This window comes from uncultured Sphingomonas sp., from assembly GCF_913776855.1.
Lineage (GTDB): Bacteria > Pseudomonadota > Alphaproteobacteria > Sphingomonadales > Sphingomonadaceae > Sphingomonas.
In genome coordinates this window covers 21,450-36,476 of record NZ_CAJYQD010000020.1, presented here as the reverse complement: position 1 = coordinate 36,476, position 15,027 = coordinate 21,450, and the positions used below count along the sequence as shown (strand labels likewise).

The 15,027-nt window shown below is 67.0% G+C and carries 19 protein-coding genes; 7 read left to right on the top strand and 12 right to left on the bottom strand.

The features are described 5' to 3' along the window. The first annotated feature begins 86 nt into the window (after positions 1-86). Entirely contained in the window at positions 87-758 is a 672-nt protein-coding gene (locus QZ755_RS04855; RefSeq protein ID WP_294320304.1) for a fasciclin domain-containing protein, read from the top strand. 333 nt (positions 759-1,091) lie between these two features. Here QZ755_RS04855 and QZ755_RS04850 read toward each other — a convergent pair whose 3' ends face one another. From QZ755_RS04850 to pgsA, 3 genes are read right to left on the bottom strand one after another with little or no spacing between them, the layout of a single operon-like run. Then, complete coding sequence (locus QZ755_RS04850; protein ID WP_294320303.1) at positions 1,092-1,538, bottom strand: molybdenum cofactor biosynthesis protein MoaE; 447 nt, start codon at positions 1,536-1,538, stop codon at positions 1,092-1,094. Continuing rightward, positions 1,535-1,792, bottom strand: a complete 258-nt coding sequence (gene moaD / locus QZ755_RS04845; RefSeq protein ID WP_294320302.1) for a molybdopterin converting factor subunit 1 — start codon at positions 1,790-1,792, stop codon at positions 1,535-1,537. Before moaD ends, QZ755_RS04850 begins: the two co-directional genes overlap by 4 nt. After that, a complete protein-coding gene (gene pgsA, locus QZ755_RS04840; protein ID WP_294320301.1) occupies positions 1,792-2,358 on the bottom strand; it encodes a CDP-diacylglycerol--glycerol-3-phosphate 3-phosphatidyltransferase in 567 nt (188 codons plus the stop codon). Before pgsA ends, moaD begins: the two co-directional genes overlap by 1 nt. 125 nt (positions 2,359-2,483) lie before the next feature. Here pgsA and QZ755_RS04835 point away from each other — a divergent pair, with 125 nt between their 5' ends. After that, entirely contained in the window at positions 2,484-3,788 is a 1,305-nt protein-coding gene (locus tag QZ755_RS04835) for an MFS transporter (RefSeq protein ID WP_294320300.1), read from the top strand. Between the two features lie 6 nt (positions 3,789-3,794). On the opposite strand, the gene QZ755_RS04830 is transcribed toward QZ755_RS04835, so the two are convergent. Further along, entirely contained in the window at positions 3,795-3,950 is a 156-nt protein-coding gene (locus QZ755_RS04830; protein ID WP_294320298.1) for a hypothetical protein, read from the bottom strand. 130 nt (positions 3,951-4,080) lie between these two features. Here QZ755_RS04830 and QZ755_RS04825 point away from each other — a divergent pair, with 130 nt between their 5' ends. Further along, on the top strand, positions 4,081-4,710 hold the full coding sequence (locus QZ755_RS04825; protein WP_294320296.1) for a nucleotidyltransferase family protein: 630 nt from the start codon (positions 4,081-4,083) through the stop codon (positions 4,708-4,710). On the opposite strand, the gene QZ755_RS04820 is transcribed toward QZ755_RS04825, so the two are convergent. The 8 genes from QZ755_RS04820 to QZ755_RS04785 all read right to left on the bottom strand — a co-directional run bounded on the left by QZ755_RS04820 (position 4,707) and on the right by QZ755_RS04785 (position 12,347). Beyond that, positions 4,707-5,102, bottom strand: coding sequence for a Fe-S oxidoreductase (locus QZ755_RS04820; RefSeq protein ID WP_294320294.1), 396 nt, complete (start codon positions 5,100-5,102; stop codon positions 4,707-4,709). The two genes, QZ755_RS04825 and QZ755_RS04820, sit on opposite strands and share 4 nt — an antisense overlap. Positions 5,103-5,180: 78 nt before the next feature. Then, positions 5,181-5,873 carry a phosphate regulon transcriptional regulator PhoB gene (gene phoB, locus QZ755_RS04815; RefSeq protein ID WP_294320292.1) on the bottom strand — a complete coding sequence of 231 codons (693 nt, stop codon included), beginning with the start codon at positions 5,871-5,873 and terminating at the stop codon, positions 5,181-5,183. A gap of 2 nt (positions 5,874-5,875) precedes the next feature. Next, entirely contained in the window at positions 5,876-6,577 is a 702-nt protein-coding gene (gene phoU / locus QZ755_RS04810) for a phosphate signaling complex protein PhoU (RefSeq protein ID WP_294320437.1), read from the bottom strand. A gap of 10 nt (positions 6,578-6,587) precedes the next feature. Further along, on the bottom strand, positions 6,588-7,370 hold the full coding sequence (pstB, locus tag QZ755_RS04805; protein ID WP_066690437.1) for a phosphate ABC transporter ATP-binding protein PstB: 783 nt from the start codon (positions 7,368-7,370) through the stop codon (positions 6,588-6,590). Next, positions 7,370-8,581 carry a phosphate ABC transporter permease PstA gene (gene pstA / locus QZ755_RS04800; protein ID WP_294320435.1) on the bottom strand — a complete coding sequence of 404 codons (1,212 nt, stop codon included), beginning with the start codon at positions 8,579-8,581 and terminating at the stop codon, positions 7,370-7,372. The genes pstB and pstA overlap by 1 nt, the downstream gene beginning before the upstream one ends. Positions 8,582-8,663: 82 nt before the next feature. After that, positions 8,664-10,046 (bottom strand): phosphate ABC transporter permease subunit PstC, encoded by a 1,383-nt coding sequence (gene pstC, locus QZ755_RS04795; protein ID WP_294320289.1) that lies wholly within the window; start codon positions 10,044-10,046, stop codon positions 8,664-8,666. After that, positions 10,046-11,077, bottom strand: a complete 1,032-nt coding sequence (locus QZ755_RS04790; protein WP_294320287.1) for a substrate-binding domain-containing protein — start codon at positions 11,075-11,077, stop codon at positions 10,046-10,048. The genes pstC and QZ755_RS04790 overlap by 1 nt, the downstream gene beginning before the upstream one ends. A gap of 67 nt (positions 11,078-11,144) precedes the next feature. Next, the gene (locus QZ755_RS04785) at positions 11,145-12,347 is read right to left on the bottom strand and encodes an ATP-binding protein (RefSeq protein WP_294320286.1); all 1,203 of its coding nucleotides are present in this window, start codon (positions 12,345-12,347) and stop codon (positions 11,145-11,147) included. Positions 12,348-12,464: 117 nt separating this feature from the next. On the opposite strand from QZ755_RS04785, the gene QZ755_RS04780 reads away from it, so the two are divergent. The 4 genes from QZ755_RS04780 to QZ755_RS04765 are packed head-to-tail and all read left to right on the top strand — an operon-like array spanning position 12,465 to position 14,992. Beyond that, a complete protein-coding gene (locus tag QZ755_RS04780) occupies positions 12,465-12,860 on the top strand; it encodes a hypothetical protein (protein ID WP_294320284.1) in 396 nt (131 codons plus the stop codon). A gap of 7 nt (positions 12,861-12,867) precedes the next feature. Beyond that, the gene (locus QZ755_RS04775) at positions 12,868-13,140 is read left to right on the top strand and encodes an HPr-rel-A system PqqD family peptide chaperone (RefSeq protein WP_294320282.1); all 273 of its coding nucleotides are present in this window, start codon (positions 12,868-12,870) and stop codon (positions 13,138-13,140) included. Further along, entirely contained in the window at positions 13,137-14,000 is an 864-nt protein-coding gene (locus QZ755_RS04770) for an HprK-related kinase A (protein ID WP_294320280.1), read from the top strand. The genes QZ755_RS04775 and QZ755_RS04770 overlap by 4 nt, the downstream gene beginning before the upstream one ends. Then, on the top strand, positions 13,997-14,992 hold the full coding sequence (locus tag QZ755_RS04765; protein WP_294320279.1) for a nucleotidyltransferase family protein: 996 nt from the start codon (positions 13,997-13,999) through the stop codon (positions 14,990-14,992). The genes QZ755_RS04770 and QZ755_RS04765 overlap by 4 nt, the downstream gene beginning before the upstream one ends. The last annotated feature ends 35 nt before the right edge of the window (positions 14,993-15,027 follow it).

The following is a 15,027-nucleotide window of genomic DNA, read 5'->3' as shown; positions in this document are numbered from 1 at the left end:
CCCTTTGCCCCCAAAAACCGTATTTCCCCGGTCGATGCCGCCCTGGCATCGGACATGTTTTGACCGCAACCACCGGGAGAATACCGATGATTCGCGCAACCATTTCGGCCGCCGCGCTCACCCTGTCGCTGACCGCCGCCGCCCATGCCCAGACGACCACTGCCCCGACCGCGCAGACCGGGGTCAAGACCGGGACCGCCGTGAAGGTGCAGACCCCGGTTGTCGGTGTGAACGCCGGCGTGCAGGCCGACGCCAATGCCGCTGGCAAGGCGCCGGTGATGGTCGGCGGCGCACCGATGCTGCCGACCGCGACGATCGTCGCCAATGCATCGAAGGCCAGCAACCTCACCACGCTGGTGAAGGCCGTGCAGGCCGCCGACCTGACCGCCACCCTGTCGGGTCCGGGACCGTTCACCGTGTTCGCCCCGACCAACGAGGCCTTTGGTCGCCTCGCCCCCGGTACGCTCGACCAGCTGCTGAAGCCGGAACAGAAGGCGTCGCTGACCAAGGTGCTGACCTATCATGTGGTGGCCGGCAAGCTCGACGCGGCGGCACTGAAGTCGCAGGTCGAAGCGGGCGGCGGCACCGCCACGTTGACCACGGTCGAGGGTCAGCCGCTGAAGGCGACGCTGGAAAACGGCGCACTGGTGTTGACCGATGTCGGCGGCGGCAAGAGCTATGTCACGCAATATGACGTCGAACAGTCGAACGGCATCGTCCATGTCGTGAACGGCGTGCTGGCGCCGAAGCTCGGCTGATCCGGGTTCGGGCTGAAGGTTGAAGCCGGGCGGGAGCGATCCTGCCCGGTTTTTTTCTATAGGGATGCCATATCCCCACCACCCCCCCCGTTCGGTTCGAGCAGCTTCGAGCTTGTCGGGAAGCGTCCGTCGAGAACGGCAGTCCACGGGTGGAACATTCTTATGTCACCCCCGCGGAACCCCGTTCTCGATACGCGCTCTCGACAAGCTCGATCGCTACTCGAACCGAACGGGAGTGAATGAAATGTGGGCCGGAATCTACCAACCGCTCCTCCTGAGTAGCCGCTGAGCGAAGTCGAAGGGGCGTATCGAAGGACCGCCCCGAACGCACCATTACCCGGCCGCGCCCCACCGCGCCGCCGCGACATCATCGCTCTCCCGCGCCTCGACCCAGCGCGCCTCGCTGCCGCGCCGTTCGCGTTTCCAGAACGGCGCCCCGGTCTTCAACCGGTCGATCAGGAACGCGCACGCCTCCAGCGCGGCCCCGCGATGCCGGGCGGTCGTGGCAACGAATACCACCCGGTCGCCGGGCACCATCGGCCCGACGCGGTGGACGATCACCGCCTTGGCTAGCGTCCAGCGTTCGACCGCCTGTTCGCACAACCGCTCCAGCGCGCGTTCGGTGGCGCCGGGATAATGTTCGAGCGCCAGTTCGGTGACGCCGTCGTCGCCGCGCACCAGCCCGGTGAAGGTCGCCACCGCGCCGGCATCCGCCGCTTCGGCCAGGGCATGTTCGGCCGCCAGGTCGATCGGCGCGTCCTGCACCACGACGCGGATCATCCGCCGGTCACCGGGGGGAACAGCGCCACCTCGCGCGCGCCGGCAAGCGGGGTGTCGAGCGGCACGAACGCCTGATCCACCGCCGCGCGCAGTCGCTGCCGGTCGGCGAAGGCGGTCGCATAGCCGCCGCCGCGGGTACCCAGCCAGTCGACCAGATCGGCGATGGTCGTTACGTCGACGGGCGGATCGACCTGCTCGCTCCCGGTCCCGATCGCTTCGCGCATCCATGCGAAATACAGCAGGTCGATCGCCATTACGTGTCCATGTGCTTCAGGCCGAGGCGCAGATAGTCCCAGCCGGTGACGGCGGTCAGCACGGCCGCTCCCCACAGGCATACCAGCCCGGTGACATGGACGAAGCCATATTCGGGCACCGCGCCCGCCAGGATCAGCGCGCCGAACGCCACGAGTTGCAGCGTCGTCTTCCACTTGGCCAGCTGCGACACCGGCAACGACACTTGGATGCCGGCCAGGAATTCGCGCAGCCCCGACACGGCGATCTCGCGCAGCAGGATGACGAGCGCGGCGATCAGGTGGATGCCGGTGATGATCGCGACATCGTGCCGGGTGCCGACCAGCATCAGGATGACGGCGGCCACCATGATCTTGTCGGCGATGGGATCGAGGAACACGCCCAGTTTCGACACGGTACCCTGCGCGCGCGCCAGATAGCCGTCGAAATAATCGGTGATCCCCATCAGGCAGTAGAGCGCAAAGGCGATCGCATAGCCCGCCTGCCACATCGGCCACCACAGGAACGCGACCAGCAGCGGCACCGCGAAGATGCGCGACAGGGTGAGAATGTTGGGAAGCGTCAGCACAACGCCGCGCTTAGCATCCCCGGCCCGTCTCGCGAAAGCGGCAAAACGGCGTTGAAGCAGGCGGACGTGCTGGCTACACCCGGACCAACCAAGCCGACAGGCACGTAGATCAGGTCGTACCCGGAATGAATAATGCGCTGGGGTTGCTGAAGCAGCGCCGTTTCCTGCCGCTGTTCGTCACCCAGTTTCTGGGCGCGTTCAACGACAATCTGTTCAAGCACGCGATGGTATTGTTCGCGACCTATCAACTGTTCAAGGACCCGGCGAGCGAACAGAATTTCAATGCGCTGGCGACCGGCCTTGCGATCCTGCCGTTCGTGTTGCTGTCCGCCCTGTCGGGGCAGCTGGCCGACACGCATGACAAGGCGCGGATCATCCGCATCGTGAAGACTGCCGAGATCGGCATCATGGTCTATGGCGCGACGGGAATGCTGGTCGCGCGCACCGGCTATGTCACGACCGGCGTGGTGATGATGCTGAGCGCCGTGGTGATGCTGGGCGTCCATTCGACCTTTTTCGGGCCGATCAAATACGCGATCCTGCCGCAGCATCTGGAGGATCACCAGGTACTGGGCGGTACCGGGTTGATCGAGGCGGCGACCTATCTGTCGGTGCTGACCGGTACGATCGTCGCCGGCTGGATCAGCGTCGAATATGCCGCCGCGCTGGTGGTGGTCGTCGCGATCATCGGCTGGTTCACCGGCCGGCAGGTACCCCCGGCTCCGCGCAGCGGCCCCGAGCTGGTCATCAACTTCAACCCGTTCACTTCGTCATGGCATCTGATCGCGGCGACGATGCATATCCGCCGGCTGTTCCTCGCGATCGTCGCGATCAGCTTCTTCTGGACGATCGGGTCGGTGCTGATCGTGATCTTCCCCGTGCTGGTGAAGAATGTCCTGACCGCCGACCAGCAGGTCGCCTCGCTCACCATCGCGATCTTTTCGATCGGGGTCGCGATCGGATCGGTCATCATCAATGCGCTGCTGAAGGGCAAGATTTCGGCGCGATATTCGCCGGCGTCGGTCATCGCGATGGCGGTGTGCGTGCTGGCCTTCGCGTTCGAGGCGAAGGCGTGGGTGCCCGCGCCCGACGGCACGCTCTACGGCGCGCTCGATTTCGTAACCCATCCGCAATCGCTGCTGCTGCTGGCCACGCTGGCGATGATCGCGATCTTTGGCGGGATGTTCGTCGTGCCGCTCTATGCATTCCTGACGACGACGGTGACCAAGGACCAGACCGCGCGGACGGTCGCGGCGAACAACGTCGTCAACTGCGCGTCGATGACGATCGGCGCGATCGGCGTCATCCTGCTGACCAAGGCGGGGCTGGGACCAACCGACATGCTGCTGCTGGTAGCGGGCATGTGCCTTATCTCGGCGTGGCTTGCCTGGCGGCTCCACCGCGCCTGCGACGAGGGCTGCCCGGCCTGAGGCCCTCTACAGGAAGAACGTGTAGAAGCAGATGAAAAAGGCGGTGAAGCTGACGGTGAACAGCTTCAGGTCGCTGTCGTCGCTGCGCGCCGGCACGCTGGCGACCCGCGGCAGCGTGGCGCGGAAGGGGTGACGGGGGCGGGGAGCGTTCGGCTTCATCATGAGTGCGTTAACACATTCTTTACCTTTTCGTCGCGTGCCGTATTTTCGGGCAACCGTCCGATTGCGGGACGAGCCTCAAGGTTGCCGGAACCCGTTCCCTGCCCTCGAGAACCGGGATAGCGTCCGGGCCATGGACCCTGCCGTGCAGATCATCGATGTGCTGCGCGCCGATCCGCTGCGCTGGCATCTGCTGGGGATCGTGCGCGACCTCCACCTCCGTGATGGCTGGATCGCCGCCGGCTTTGTCCGAAACGCGGTATGGGACCATCTGCATGGTCGCACGCCGTCGCCGCTATCCGGGGATGTCGATGTCATCTGGCACGATCCGCACTGTCGGGATGCGGGGAAAGATCGACGACTGGACGCGGCGTTGCGCGCGGTCGCGCCCGATATCGCCTGGTCGGTCAAGAATCAGGCGCGGATGCACGAACGCAATGGCGACGCACCCTATGCTTCGGCGAGCGAGGCGATGCGCTACTGGCCGGAAACGGCGGCCGCGGTGGCGGTGCGCAGGGTGGGCAGCGACCGTTGCGAAGTAGCGGCACCGTTCGGGGTGGGCGACCTGTTGAGCCTCGTCCTGCGGCCTACTCCGCGCTTCATGGGTGTGGATCGGTGCATCTATGCCGAAAGGGTGCGATCGAAACGATGGCTGCACGCATGGCCGCTGCTGCGCGAAGCGATCGGGGACGACCGACAACAAAAAAGGCGCCCCGCCGAGTGGGCGGGGCGCCGTTGTCTGCCGTCAGGCCGGGGGTCTTAACGACCGCCCGGATTGCGGCAGCTGTCCTTCACGGTGCGCGAACACACCGGATAGCTTTCCTTCGCCGGCGGCGGCGGGGTCACCTGCGGCGGGGCGAATTGAATCTGCGCTCCGCCGGCCATCGGCGCGCCTGCCATCGGTGCGGGCGGGGCGGGGGGCGCCATCGGTGCCGGGGCGGCGGTCGTCGCCATCGGATCGGCCGGCGGAGTCGTCGGCGCTGCGGCTGGATCAGCTGGCGCCGGCGGCGGGGTCATGTTGTCGACCGGCGGGGTCGGCGCGGTGGTCGTACCCGGCTGCATCGTGGCGTCGGGGGCTGGCGTCGTCGGCGGCGTGGTCTGTGCGACGGCGGCGCTACCCATCAGCAGGGCGGCCATGAAAGCGACAGTCTTCATCGGAAAACTCCTTTTCGACTTGTTTCGTTGAGGCTGCGAACCAAACGTGCAAGTACGGAAAGGTTTCCGCTCAAGTTTTCAGCCCGTCGCGTCCAGGGCGTATCCTGCCGACCGCACGGTACGGATAATATCGGGCCTGTCACCGACATTGATCGCCTTGCGCAGGCGACGGATATGTACGTCGACGGTCCGCGATTCGATGTCCGAATCATGGCCCCATACTGCATCGAGCAACCGTTCGCGGGAGAAGACCCAGCCGGGATGTTCGAGGAAGTGTTTGAGAAGACGGAATTCCGTCGGCCCCAGCGGCACGACTTCCCCCCCGCGCCGCACGCGGTGGCCGACCGTATCCATCTCGATATCGGAATAGGTCAGCGCTTCCCCGGCCAGCGCCGGACGCACGCGGCGCAGCACGGCATTGACGCGGGCGACCAGTTCGCGTGGGGAAAACGGCTTCGTCACATAATCGTCGGCACCGGTTTCGAGGCCGCGCACGCGATCCTCTTCCTCGCCGCGCGCGGTCAGCATGATGATCGGTACGTTCTGCGTTTCCGCCTGGCGGCGCAGCTGGCGGCAGACCTCGATCCCCGACAGCCCTTCGACCATCCAGTCGAGCAGCACGATGTCGGGCGTGGCTTCCCGCGCGAGGAGCAGGGCTTCCTCGCCCTCGTGCGTGCGGACGACCTCGAAATCCTCGCGCTGGAAATGAAAGGCGATCAGTTCGGCGAGCGCCGCATCGTCTTCCAACAGCAACATGCGTGCCTTGCTCATGATTATCCTGCGAAGTCCTGGGTTTCACGCTCCGCCATCGTCTGACCGGTGGCGGCGAAATAGACCATTTCGGCGACGTTGGTCGCATGGTCGCCGATGCGTTCGAGGTTCTTGGCGACGAACAACAGGTGCGCGACCTGGCTGATCGTCTTGGGATTTTCGACCATATAGGTCACCAGCACGCGAAAGATGCTGTTGTAATAATCGTCCAGCGCGCTGTCGCGCTTGCAGATTTCGACCGCCGCCTGCGCATCGCGTGCCGAAAAGGCGTCGAGCACGTCATGCACCATGTCGGAGGCGAGCTGCGCCATGGCGGGCAGGATGCTCAGCGGTTCGATGCGTGGATCGTGGGTTTCGCCATGGATCGATGCGACCCGCTTGGCGATGTTCTTGGCATAGTCGCCGATGCGTTCGATGACGGCGGCGATCTTCAGCGCCGCGACCACCTCGCGCAGGTCGTCGGCCATCGGTGCGCGAAGGGCGATGACGCGGACGGTCAGCTTCTCGACCTCCGCCTCGATGGCGTCGATCGCCTTGTCCTTGGCGCGGACTTCCTTGGCGAGCGCGGGATCGTTGCGGGTCAGCGCCAGCATCGCGTCGCTGATCGCCTGTTCGGCAAGGCCACCCATTTGCGAGATCAGCGCGCGCAGATGGCCGATGTCGCGATCGAACGCCTTTACCGTATGTTCGTGGCCCGTCGCCATGTCGCTCCCCTCAGCCATATCGGCCCGTAATATAGTCTTTTGTGCGCTCCTGGCGGGGGTTGGTAAAGATGTCCGAGGTCCGGCCATATTCGACCAACGTGCCGAGATGGAAGAACGCGGTACGCTGCGATACGCGCGCCGCCTGCTGCATGTTGTGGGTGACGATGGCGATGGCGTAGCGCCCGCGCAGTTCGTGGATCAGCTCCTCGATCTTGGCCGTCGCGATCGGGTCGAGCGCGCTGCAGGGCTCGTCCATCAGGATCACTTCGGGATCGACGGCGATGGCGCGCGCGATGCACAGCCGCTGCTGCTGCCCGCCCGACAAGGCGGTGCCGCTGTCGGTCAGGCGGTCCTTGACCTCGTTCCACAGGCCGGCACGGGTCAGTGATCGCTCGACGATCCCGTCCATGTCGCCCTTGGACGCCGCCAGCCCGTGGATGCGCGGGCCATAGGCGACGTTCTCGTAGATCGACTTGGGGAAGGGGTTCGGCTTCTGGAACACCATGCCGACCCGCGCGCGCAGCTGCACCACGTCCATCGCGGGCGAATAGATATCCTCGCCATCCAGCCGGATATCGCCGGTGACCCGCGCCGACGACACGGTGTCGTTCATCCGGTTCATCGTGCGCAGGAAGGTCGACTTACCGCATCCCGACGGGCCGATGAACGCGGTGACATGCTCCATGTCGATGTCGATCGACACGTCCTTGATCGCCTGTTTCTGGCCGTAGAACACGTCGACGCCGCGCGCCGACAGCTTCGGGGTCGCGTTGTTGAGTTGGGTGTCGGTCATTACCAGCGGGTCTCGAAGCGATTGCGGAGATAGATGGCGAGCGCGTTCATCGCGAGGAGGAACGCCAGCAGCACGAGGATCGCGGCGCTGGTCTTTTCGATGAAGCCGCGGCTGACCTGATCGGACCACAGAAAGATCTGCACCGGCAGCACGGTCGCCGGGTCGGCAAAGCCCTGCGGCGGCTGGCTGATGAAGGCGCGCATCCCGATCATCAGCAGCGGCGCGGTCTCGCCCAGCGCACGCGCCATGCCGATGATCGTGCCGGTCAGGATGCCGGGCAGCGCAAGCGGCAGGACGTGATGGAACACCACCTGCACCTTCGACGCGCCGATGCCGAGCGCGGCGTCGCGGATCGATGGTGGCACCGCCTTGATCGCGTTGCGCCCGGCGATGACGATGACGGGCATGATCATCAACGCCAGTGTCAGGCCGCCGACGATCGGCGCCGAGCGCGGCAGGTTGAGCGTGCCGAGGAACACCGCCAGGCCCAGCAACCCGAAGATGATCGACGGCACGGCGGCCAGGTTGTTGATCGATACCTCGATCAGGTCGGTCCAGCGGTTCCTGGGCGCATATTCCTCAAGGTACAGCGCCGACAGCGTGCCGACCGGGAACGCGATCAGCAGCGTCACCAGCATCGTCATCAGCGAGCCTTTGAGCGCACCCCAGATGCCGACGGCGGTCGGATCGGTCGAATCGGCCGATTTGAAGAAGTCGGTGTTGAACCCGGTCGAGATCGCGTTCGCCCGCTCCAGCTTCGCGACCAGCGCTTCGGCCTGCGGGTCGCCATCGGCCTTCATCGCTTCCTCGATGCCCGGCGCGGCGGGGACGGGGATAGTGACCTTGCGCGAGAGGATCGACGGATCGGCCTTGATCGCGTCGCGCACGCTCAGCCACGCGCTGTCGGAGATGACGCGGTTGTCCTCGCCGAACGCCGAAGCCGCCGCACCGTTGACGGTGTTTTCGAGCCCCGCGCCGGCCAGCGCCAGATCGGCGCCACGCGTCTTCAGCTGGGCGCGGTCGACCTCGAGGCCGGCGGCCGGGAAGTCGATCGGCAGCGTGACCATCGTCCGCTGGAACCCGCCGATCCCGCTCATCAACATCGTGACGAGCAGGAAGGCGAGGAACCCGCCCGACAGGACGACGGCGGCAAGGCCGAACAGGCGGAACCGGCGTTCGGCGGCGTAGCGGCGACGGATGCGCTTCTGCATCGCGCCGGTCTTCCAGTCGGTCGGCACGCGTTCGGGCGTGGCGGCACGTTCGACGGCGGGGCTGCCCGCCACTAGGCTGGGGCTATTCATAAGCTTCCCGGTAGCGTTTCACGACGCGCAGCGCGACGACGTTGAGAAGGAAGGTGATCGCGAACAGCGTGAGGCCGAGCGCGAAGGCGGCGAGCGTCTTCGGGCTGTCGAACTCGGCCTCGCCGGTCAGCAGGTCGACGATCTGCTTGGTGACCGTCGTCGCGCTTTCGAACGGGTTGAGCGTGATCGACGCCGCGCCCGATGCCGCCATGACGACGATCATCGTCTCGCCGATCGCGCGGGAAACGGCGAGCAGCACGCCCGCGACGACGCCGGGTAGGGCGGCGGGGAGCAGCACCTTGCCGATCGTCTCGCTGGTGGTGGCACCCATCGCCAGGCTGCCGTCGCGCATCGACTGTGGCACGGCGGCGATCGAATCATCGGCCATCGACGAGACGAACGGGATAATCATCACGCCCATCACGAGGCCGGCGGCAAGCGCGCTTTCCGAACTGGCGAACGGCATCCCCAGCATCACCGCCAGGTCACGGATCGCCGGACCCACGGTCAGCGCGGCGAAATAGCCATAGACGACGGTCGGCACGCCGGCGAGGATTTCGAGGATCGGCTTCATCCACTTGCGGACGGTCGGACGGGCATATTGCGTCAGGTAGATCGCGCTCATCAGCCCGAACGGGATGGCGACGATCATCGCGATCACCGCACCGATGAAGAAGGTGCCCCAGAACAAAGGCACCGCCCCCAACGTCGCGCCCGGATCGGACGAGCGGATGACCTGCGGGCTCCAGTTGGTGCCGAACAGGAAGTCGGTGACCGGCACGATGCGGAAGAAGCGCCAGCTTTCGATCACCAGCGACAGGAAGATGCCGAGCGTGGTCAGGATCGCGATCAGCGACGCGACCAGCAGCGCCAGCATCACCGCGCGTTCGACCTGCGTCCGCGCGCGATAATCGGGGCGGATGCGGGTGAAGGCGAACGCGCCGCCGGCAAAGGCGAGCAGGATGGCAAGCACGGTGCCGATCCAGTCATAGCGACTTTGCGCTGCGGCGTAAGCGGGGGCGAGGACCTCCGCCTGCTGGTTGAACGCACCATACGCATTGCCCAGCGCCAGCGCGCGCGCCTCCGCCAGGATCGCCGAGCGTTCGAAGCCGGGGCCGGGCAGGCCGGCGGCGGCGGGCGCCTGCAACACGGCGTCGCGGACCAGCGCGGGCGATACCGCGCTCCAGATGCTGAGGAACAGCAGGGCCGGGGCCGCGATCCAGATCGCCATGTGCCACCCATGCTGGCTGGGCAGCGAATTGGGACGGTCGGCAGCGGTCGCCGGCTTGGCGAAGCGCGCGGCGCGGGCGCGGGCGACCATCCAGCCGATACCGCCGAACCCCAGCATCAACAGAATCAGGGTGAAGCCGTGCATCAGTGCAGCCCCGCCGGGTTCATCGCCGTCTGGCCTTCGATCTCCGCCTTCGACTCGGCGCGGACGGCGGCGGGCGCGGCGATCATGCCGCGCCGGGTCAGCGGGCCATCCGGGTCCCACGACTTCGCATACATGGCGAGGAAGTCGTTCATGCCGGGCACCGGTTTGATGTGCGCCTTCTTCACATAGATGAACAGCGGGCGCGCCCCCGGATAGGTGCCATCGGCGATGCTGTCATAGCTGGGCGCGATGCCGTCGATCGGCACGCCGTGCAGCCGCGCCTTGTTCTCCTCGAGATAGGAATAGCCGAAGATGCCGATGGCGTTGGGATTGGTCGACAGGTTCTGCACGATCAGATTGTCGTTCTCGCCCTTGTCGACATAGGCCGCGTCCTCGCGGATGCGGGTGCAGACATCCTCGTACCGGTCCTTGTCGCTGGTCTTGATCGCCTTGATCTCGGGCATCGCCGCCTCGCAGGCCGGCACCATGATGAGTTCGACCAGCGCGTCGCGCGTGCCGCTGGTCGCGGGCGGGCCGAAGAACTGGATCGGAATGGCGGGCAGCGCCGGGTCGATCTCGTTCCACATCCGCGCGGTATTCGGCTTGCCCAGCGGATTGGCCGACAGCGCCATATAGACGTCGCGCTTGCTGAGTTTCAGCTTCGGCCCGTTGTTCGATTCGGCCAGTGCGACGCCGTCGACGCCGACCTGCACCTCCATGATATCCTTTACGCCATGCGACAGGCAGGTGGCATATTCGGACTTCTTCAACCGGCGCGACGCGTCGAGGATGTCGGGATGCTGCGGGCCGATACCGGCGCAGAACAGCGCGGCACCCGCGCCGGTGCCGGTCGATTCGACCAAAGGCGCGCGCAGGTCGGGGTTGGCATTCACCAGCATCTCGGCGACGGCGGTGGTGAAGGGATAGACCGTCGACGACCCGACAACGCGGATATGGTCGCGCGACGTCTGCGGCTCGCACGCGGTGAGCGCGAGGCCGAGGGCCAGGACGGACGCGATCCGGCGGGTCATGCGGTTCCAGTTTCCAGAGGCGTGTACGGTCATTCGCGACGCTCGGCCGTCCTGTGTTACCATGGCGTTACGGCTTTATGACACCGTGGAGGGGCAGCAGGACGGAAACCGTCGTGCCGTCACCCACCACGCTGCCGATGTCGAGCCGGCCACGATGGCGCTCGACGATATGCTTGACGATGGCAAGGCCAAGGCCGGTGCCGCCCAATGCCCGGCTACGCCCTGAATCCACCCGGTAAAATCGTTCGGTCAGGCGCGGCAGATGTTCGATCGCCACCCCTTCGCCATGGTCGCGCACGACCAGCGCGGCCATGGTGTCGCGGTGGGTCAGACTTATTTCGACCGGCGTTCCGGCGCGGCCATATTTCATCGCATTACCCATGACGTTGTGCAGCAGCTGCGACAATTGCGCCCGGTCGCCGATCACCGCAACGTCGGGCGCGACCGACAGCACGATGTCGGCGCCGCGCGTCGGATTGGTCGCTGCCAGTTCGTCGCGGACCGCCGGCACCATCGCCGACAGGTCGATCCGCTGGTCGGGCGGGCGATATTTCTCCGCCTCGATCCGGCTGAGCGAGATCAGGTCGTCGATCAGCCGCTGCATCCGCCGCGCTTCGTCGTTCATGACCTTCAGGAAGCGTTCGCGGACCGCAGGGTCCTCGCCCGCCTCGTCCCGCAGCGTTTCGATGAAGCCCAGCAGCGAGGCGAGCGGCGTGCGCAGTTCGTGGCTGGCATTGGCCACGAAATCGACGCGCATCTTTTCGGTGGCGCGGTTGCCGGTGCGATCGACCAGATGGACGAGGCGGCGGTCGTCGGCGAGCGGACGAACCCGCATTTCCCAGCTCTGGTCGCGCGCGCCCAAGCCGACCAGCCCGACGGCCTCGCGATCGTCGCGCGTTCCGAACAGGCGTTCGGCGGCGGCAGGATGGCGGATGGCCAGCCGGACGTCGCCACCGACGATATGCTGGCCGAGCAGCGCGAGCCCGGCGGGATTCGCCGCCTCGACATGGCCCGCGGCGATGACGAGGATCGGTTCGTCGACCGCATCGATCGCCGCCTGGGTTGCGCCGAACACCTGCTGGCGCTGGGTATCGGGTGATTCGCTTGGCCCCCGTTCGGGCGGATGCAACCCCGCGACCAGCACGGCGGCGACCGCCCCCACCAGCACGACCGCGCTGGCGTTGATCCCGGCACCCAGCAACAGCGCCAGCAGGGCGACGCCGATCGCGATGACGAGGGCGAGGGGCAGGCGGGGGCCGAATTCGTCCATCGCCCCCGATTAGGCGGAAGTGGCGCACAAGGCCAGTGCCGCCGGCATTGCCCCGCGATTGGACGGGTTAACCCTCTTTGCGATTGCGAATTTCGCAGGGTTGGGGAAGATGGCGGGATGACCGACACGCCGACCCCCCCGACCGATGGCACGCTTGCGCGGCGCACGCTGCTGATCGGTGCGGCAGGCGCGTCGGCGGTGGTGTCGATCCGCCCGGCCCTGGCCCAGACCCAGGCGTCGATCATGACCTGCGAAATCCCGATCCCCGACCGGGCCCGCGCGGGACAGATGATTGCCGCCGATGGACAGGTCGTGGCCCCCGGCACGCCCGGCGCGTTTCCCGGCGCCAACCGCCCGTTCACCGGCGAACAGGTGAAGCTGGCGATGAAGGGGCAGAATCTGCCCGGTGCCGATGGTGACACCACGCGCGCCTATCTGAAATATGTCCAGCGGTTGCAGAACGGGACCAGCGGCTTCACCTGCTTCGCCTCGCTCCAGATGCCGCGCGGCTGATACGGCGGTGCCGGCACGCTATCGCGCGCCGCCGCCGGCTGCCCTGCGGATCGTCGCTCTCGACGCGCTCAGCGCCGTCTATCACCGCGCATCGGGGCAGACCCATGTCGTCGCCCCGCCGGTGCCGGAAATCCTCGACCTGCTCGCCGACCGGGCGATGACTGCCGACGAGCTGCTGGCGGTGCTGGCCGAACGGTTCGACCTGCCCGATGGCGATCCGGCGGCGCTGACCGCGCGGCTGGAGGAACTGGCCGATACCGGGCTGGTCGAGCGGACATGAGATACGCCACGACGCTACGCATCGGACCCGTAGGGTTCCGGATCGGCAGCGACTGGCGCGCGCCCGTTGATCGGCTGCGCGACCTCTATCGCGACTATCCGCCGCCGGTGGACGGCATCGTCGATTTCAACGTCCGCCTGTTCGCCGCGCGACCGTGGCGGCGGATCGTGCGGCCGTCGGTGATGATCGGCGGCGACTTCACCATTCCCGATGCCGCACCGTTGCCGCTGCGCCAGGGGTTGCTGGCGGCGGAAATGGGCATGAACCTGCAGATGGCGCTGGCGCAGCGCCGCTATCTGCTGCTCCACGCCTCGGCGGTCGAGCGCGATGGGCGGGCGCTGCTGATGACTGGGGAGTCGGGGGCGGGCAAGTCGACGCTGGCGGCGTTGCTGATGACGCGCGGCTGGCGGTTGATGGGCGACGAATTTGCGCTGCTCGATCCGGCAAGCGGGCTGGTCCATGCCTTTCCCCGCCTTGTCAGCCTGAAGAACGAAGCGATCGGCGTGATGGAGCGCGCCGCGCCCGACGCCCGGTTCGGGCCGCTGCTCGCAGCGACGCCCAAGGGCGACATCCGCCACCTCGTCCCCGATGCCGCCGCGATCGCCGCGATGGATCGGCCGGCCAACCCGGCGCTGCTGCTGTTCCCGACCTTCGGACAGGCGGAGGCGGTGCGACCGGTCGAACCTGCCGAAACGTTCGTGCGGCTGACCCAGGCATCGACGAACTATGTCGCAATGGGGGAACGCGGGTTCGATGCGCTGACCGGGCTGGTCGCGCGGGTGCCGGTGCGGGCGATCGACTATCCCGATACCGATACCGCGCTGGCACTGGTCGAGCGGCTGTGGAGCGAGCTGGCATGAGCGGGGCGCTGGTCGCCGCCGTGCTGGCCGATCCGTCGCGGGCGGAAACCCTGACGCCCGGCCAGTGGAACGCGCTGGTCGCAGCAGCGCGGGCGGAACAGCTGATCGGGAGCGTCGCGACCCGGCTGGAGAGGCGGCGCATTCCCGCCGCTCGGATCATGGCCGATGCCCGTGCCTCGGCCGAGCAGGGGCGGGTCGCCGCGTTATGGGAGGCGGAGGCGGCGCGCCGGGTGCTTGCGCCGCTGGGTGTGCCAGTCGTGCTGTTGAAGGGCACCGCCTTCGTCGCCGCCGGACTGGATGCCGGGCGCGGGCGATCGATCGGCGACCTCGACATCCTCGTGCCGCGCGACGCCCTCGACGCGGTGGAGGCGGCGTTGCTGGCGGCGGGGTGGGAATGGGTGAAGCCCGACCCCTATGACGACGCCTATTATCGCCGCTGGATGCATGAACTGCCGCCGCTGATCCATCGGGAGCGGGACCGGATGATCGACGTCCACCACACCATCCTGCCGCCGACCGCGCGACCGACGCCCGATGCGGCGCTGCTGATCGCCGACGCCGTGCCGCTCGGCAACGGGCTGTCGGTGCTGTCACCGGAGGACATGGTGATCCATGCCGCCGCGCACCTGTTCGCCGATGGCGACCTGCAGGGGGGCTTGCGCAACCTGTGGGACATCGACCGGCTGGTGCGGGAGTTTGTCGACCGGGATGCCGGGTTCGTGGCGTCGTTGACGGATCGGGCGGCACGGCACGATCTGTCGGAGGCCGTCGCACGGGCGCTGCGACTGGCGCGGCGAATCTACGGGACGCCGGGGGGCGAAGCGCCGGTCGCGTCTGACGCGCTGTTCGCCCGCCGCCTGCTGGCCCGCGACGGCTGGGGACGGTTGCGGCATAAGGAAACCGAGTTCGGCTTCTACGTCCGCTCGCACTGGCTACGGATGCCGCCGGCGATGCTGGCGCGGCATCTGTGGACGAAGTTTCGGAAGAAATAGGTCCCAGCGTTGGGACGTTGCATCTGACACTCACT

Excerpts from the sequence above, each read along its gene's own strand:
- QZ755_RS04855 (WP_294320304.1), top strand. The coding sequence starts at position 87 with ATGATTCGCGCAACCATTTCGGCCGCCGCGCTCACCCTGTCGCTGACC.
- QZ755_RS04850 (WP_294320303.1), bottom strand. The coding sequence starts at position 1,538 with ATGATCCGCGTCGTGGTGCAGGACGCGCCGATCGACCTGGCGGCCGAA.
- moaD (WP_294320302.1), bottom strand. The coding sequence starts at position 1,792 with ATGGCGATCGACCTGCTGTATTTCGCATGGATGCGCGAAGCGATCGGG.
- QZ755_RS04835 (WP_294320300.1), top strand. The coding sequence starts at position 2,484 with ATGAATAATGCGCTGGGGTTGCTGAAGCAGCGCCGTTTCCTGCCGCTG.
- QZ755_RS04830 (WP_294320298.1), bottom strand. The coding sequence starts at position 3,950 with ATGATGAAGCCGAACGCTCCCCGCCCCCGTCACCCCTTCCGCGCCACG.
- QZ755_RS04825 (WP_294320296.1), top strand. The coding sequence starts at position 4,081 with ATGGACCCTGCCGTGCAGATCATCGATGTGCTGCGCGCCGATCCGCTG.
- QZ755_RS04820 (WP_294320294.1), bottom strand. The coding sequence starts at position 5,102 with ATGAAGACTGTCGCTTTCATGGCCGCCCTGCTGATGGGTAGCGCCGCC.
- phoB (WP_294320292.1), bottom strand. The coding sequence starts at position 5,873 with ATGAGCAAGGCACGCATGTTGCTGTTGGAAGACGATGCGGCGCTCGCC.
- phoU (WP_294320437.1), bottom strand. The coding sequence starts at position 6,577 with ATGGCGACGGGCCACGAACATACGGTAAAGGCGTTCGATCGCGACATC.
- pstB (WP_066690437.1), bottom strand. The coding sequence starts at position 7,370 with ATGACCGACACCCAACTCAACAACGCGACCCCGAAGCTGTCGGCGCGC.
- pstA (WP_294320435.1), bottom strand. The coding sequence starts at position 8,581 with ATGCAGAAGCGCATCCGTCGCCGCTACGCCGCCGAACGCCGGTTCCGC.
- pstC (WP_294320289.1), bottom strand. The coding sequence starts at position 10,046 with ATGCACGGCTTCACCCTGATTCTGTTGATGCTGGGGTTCGGCGGTATC.
- QZ755_RS04790 (WP_294320287.1), bottom strand. The coding sequence starts at position 11,077 with ATGACCCGCCGGATCGCGTCCGTCCTGGCCCTCGGCCTCGCGCTCACC.
- QZ755_RS04785 (WP_294320286.1), bottom strand. The coding sequence starts at position 12,347 with ATGGACGAATTCGGCCCCCGCCTGCCCCTCGCCCTCGTCATCGCGATC.
- QZ755_RS04780 (WP_294320284.1), top strand. The coding sequence starts at position 12,465 with ATGACCGACACGCCGACCCCCCCGACCGATGGCACGCTTGCGCGGCGC.
- QZ755_RS04770 (WP_294320280.1), top strand. The coding sequence starts at position 13,137 with ATGAGATACGCCACGACGCTACGCATCGGACCCGTAGGGTTCCGGATC.
- QZ755_RS04765 (WP_294320279.1), top strand. The coding sequence starts at position 13,997 with ATGAGCGGGGCGCTGGTCGCCGCCGTGCTGGCCGATCCGTCGCGGGCG.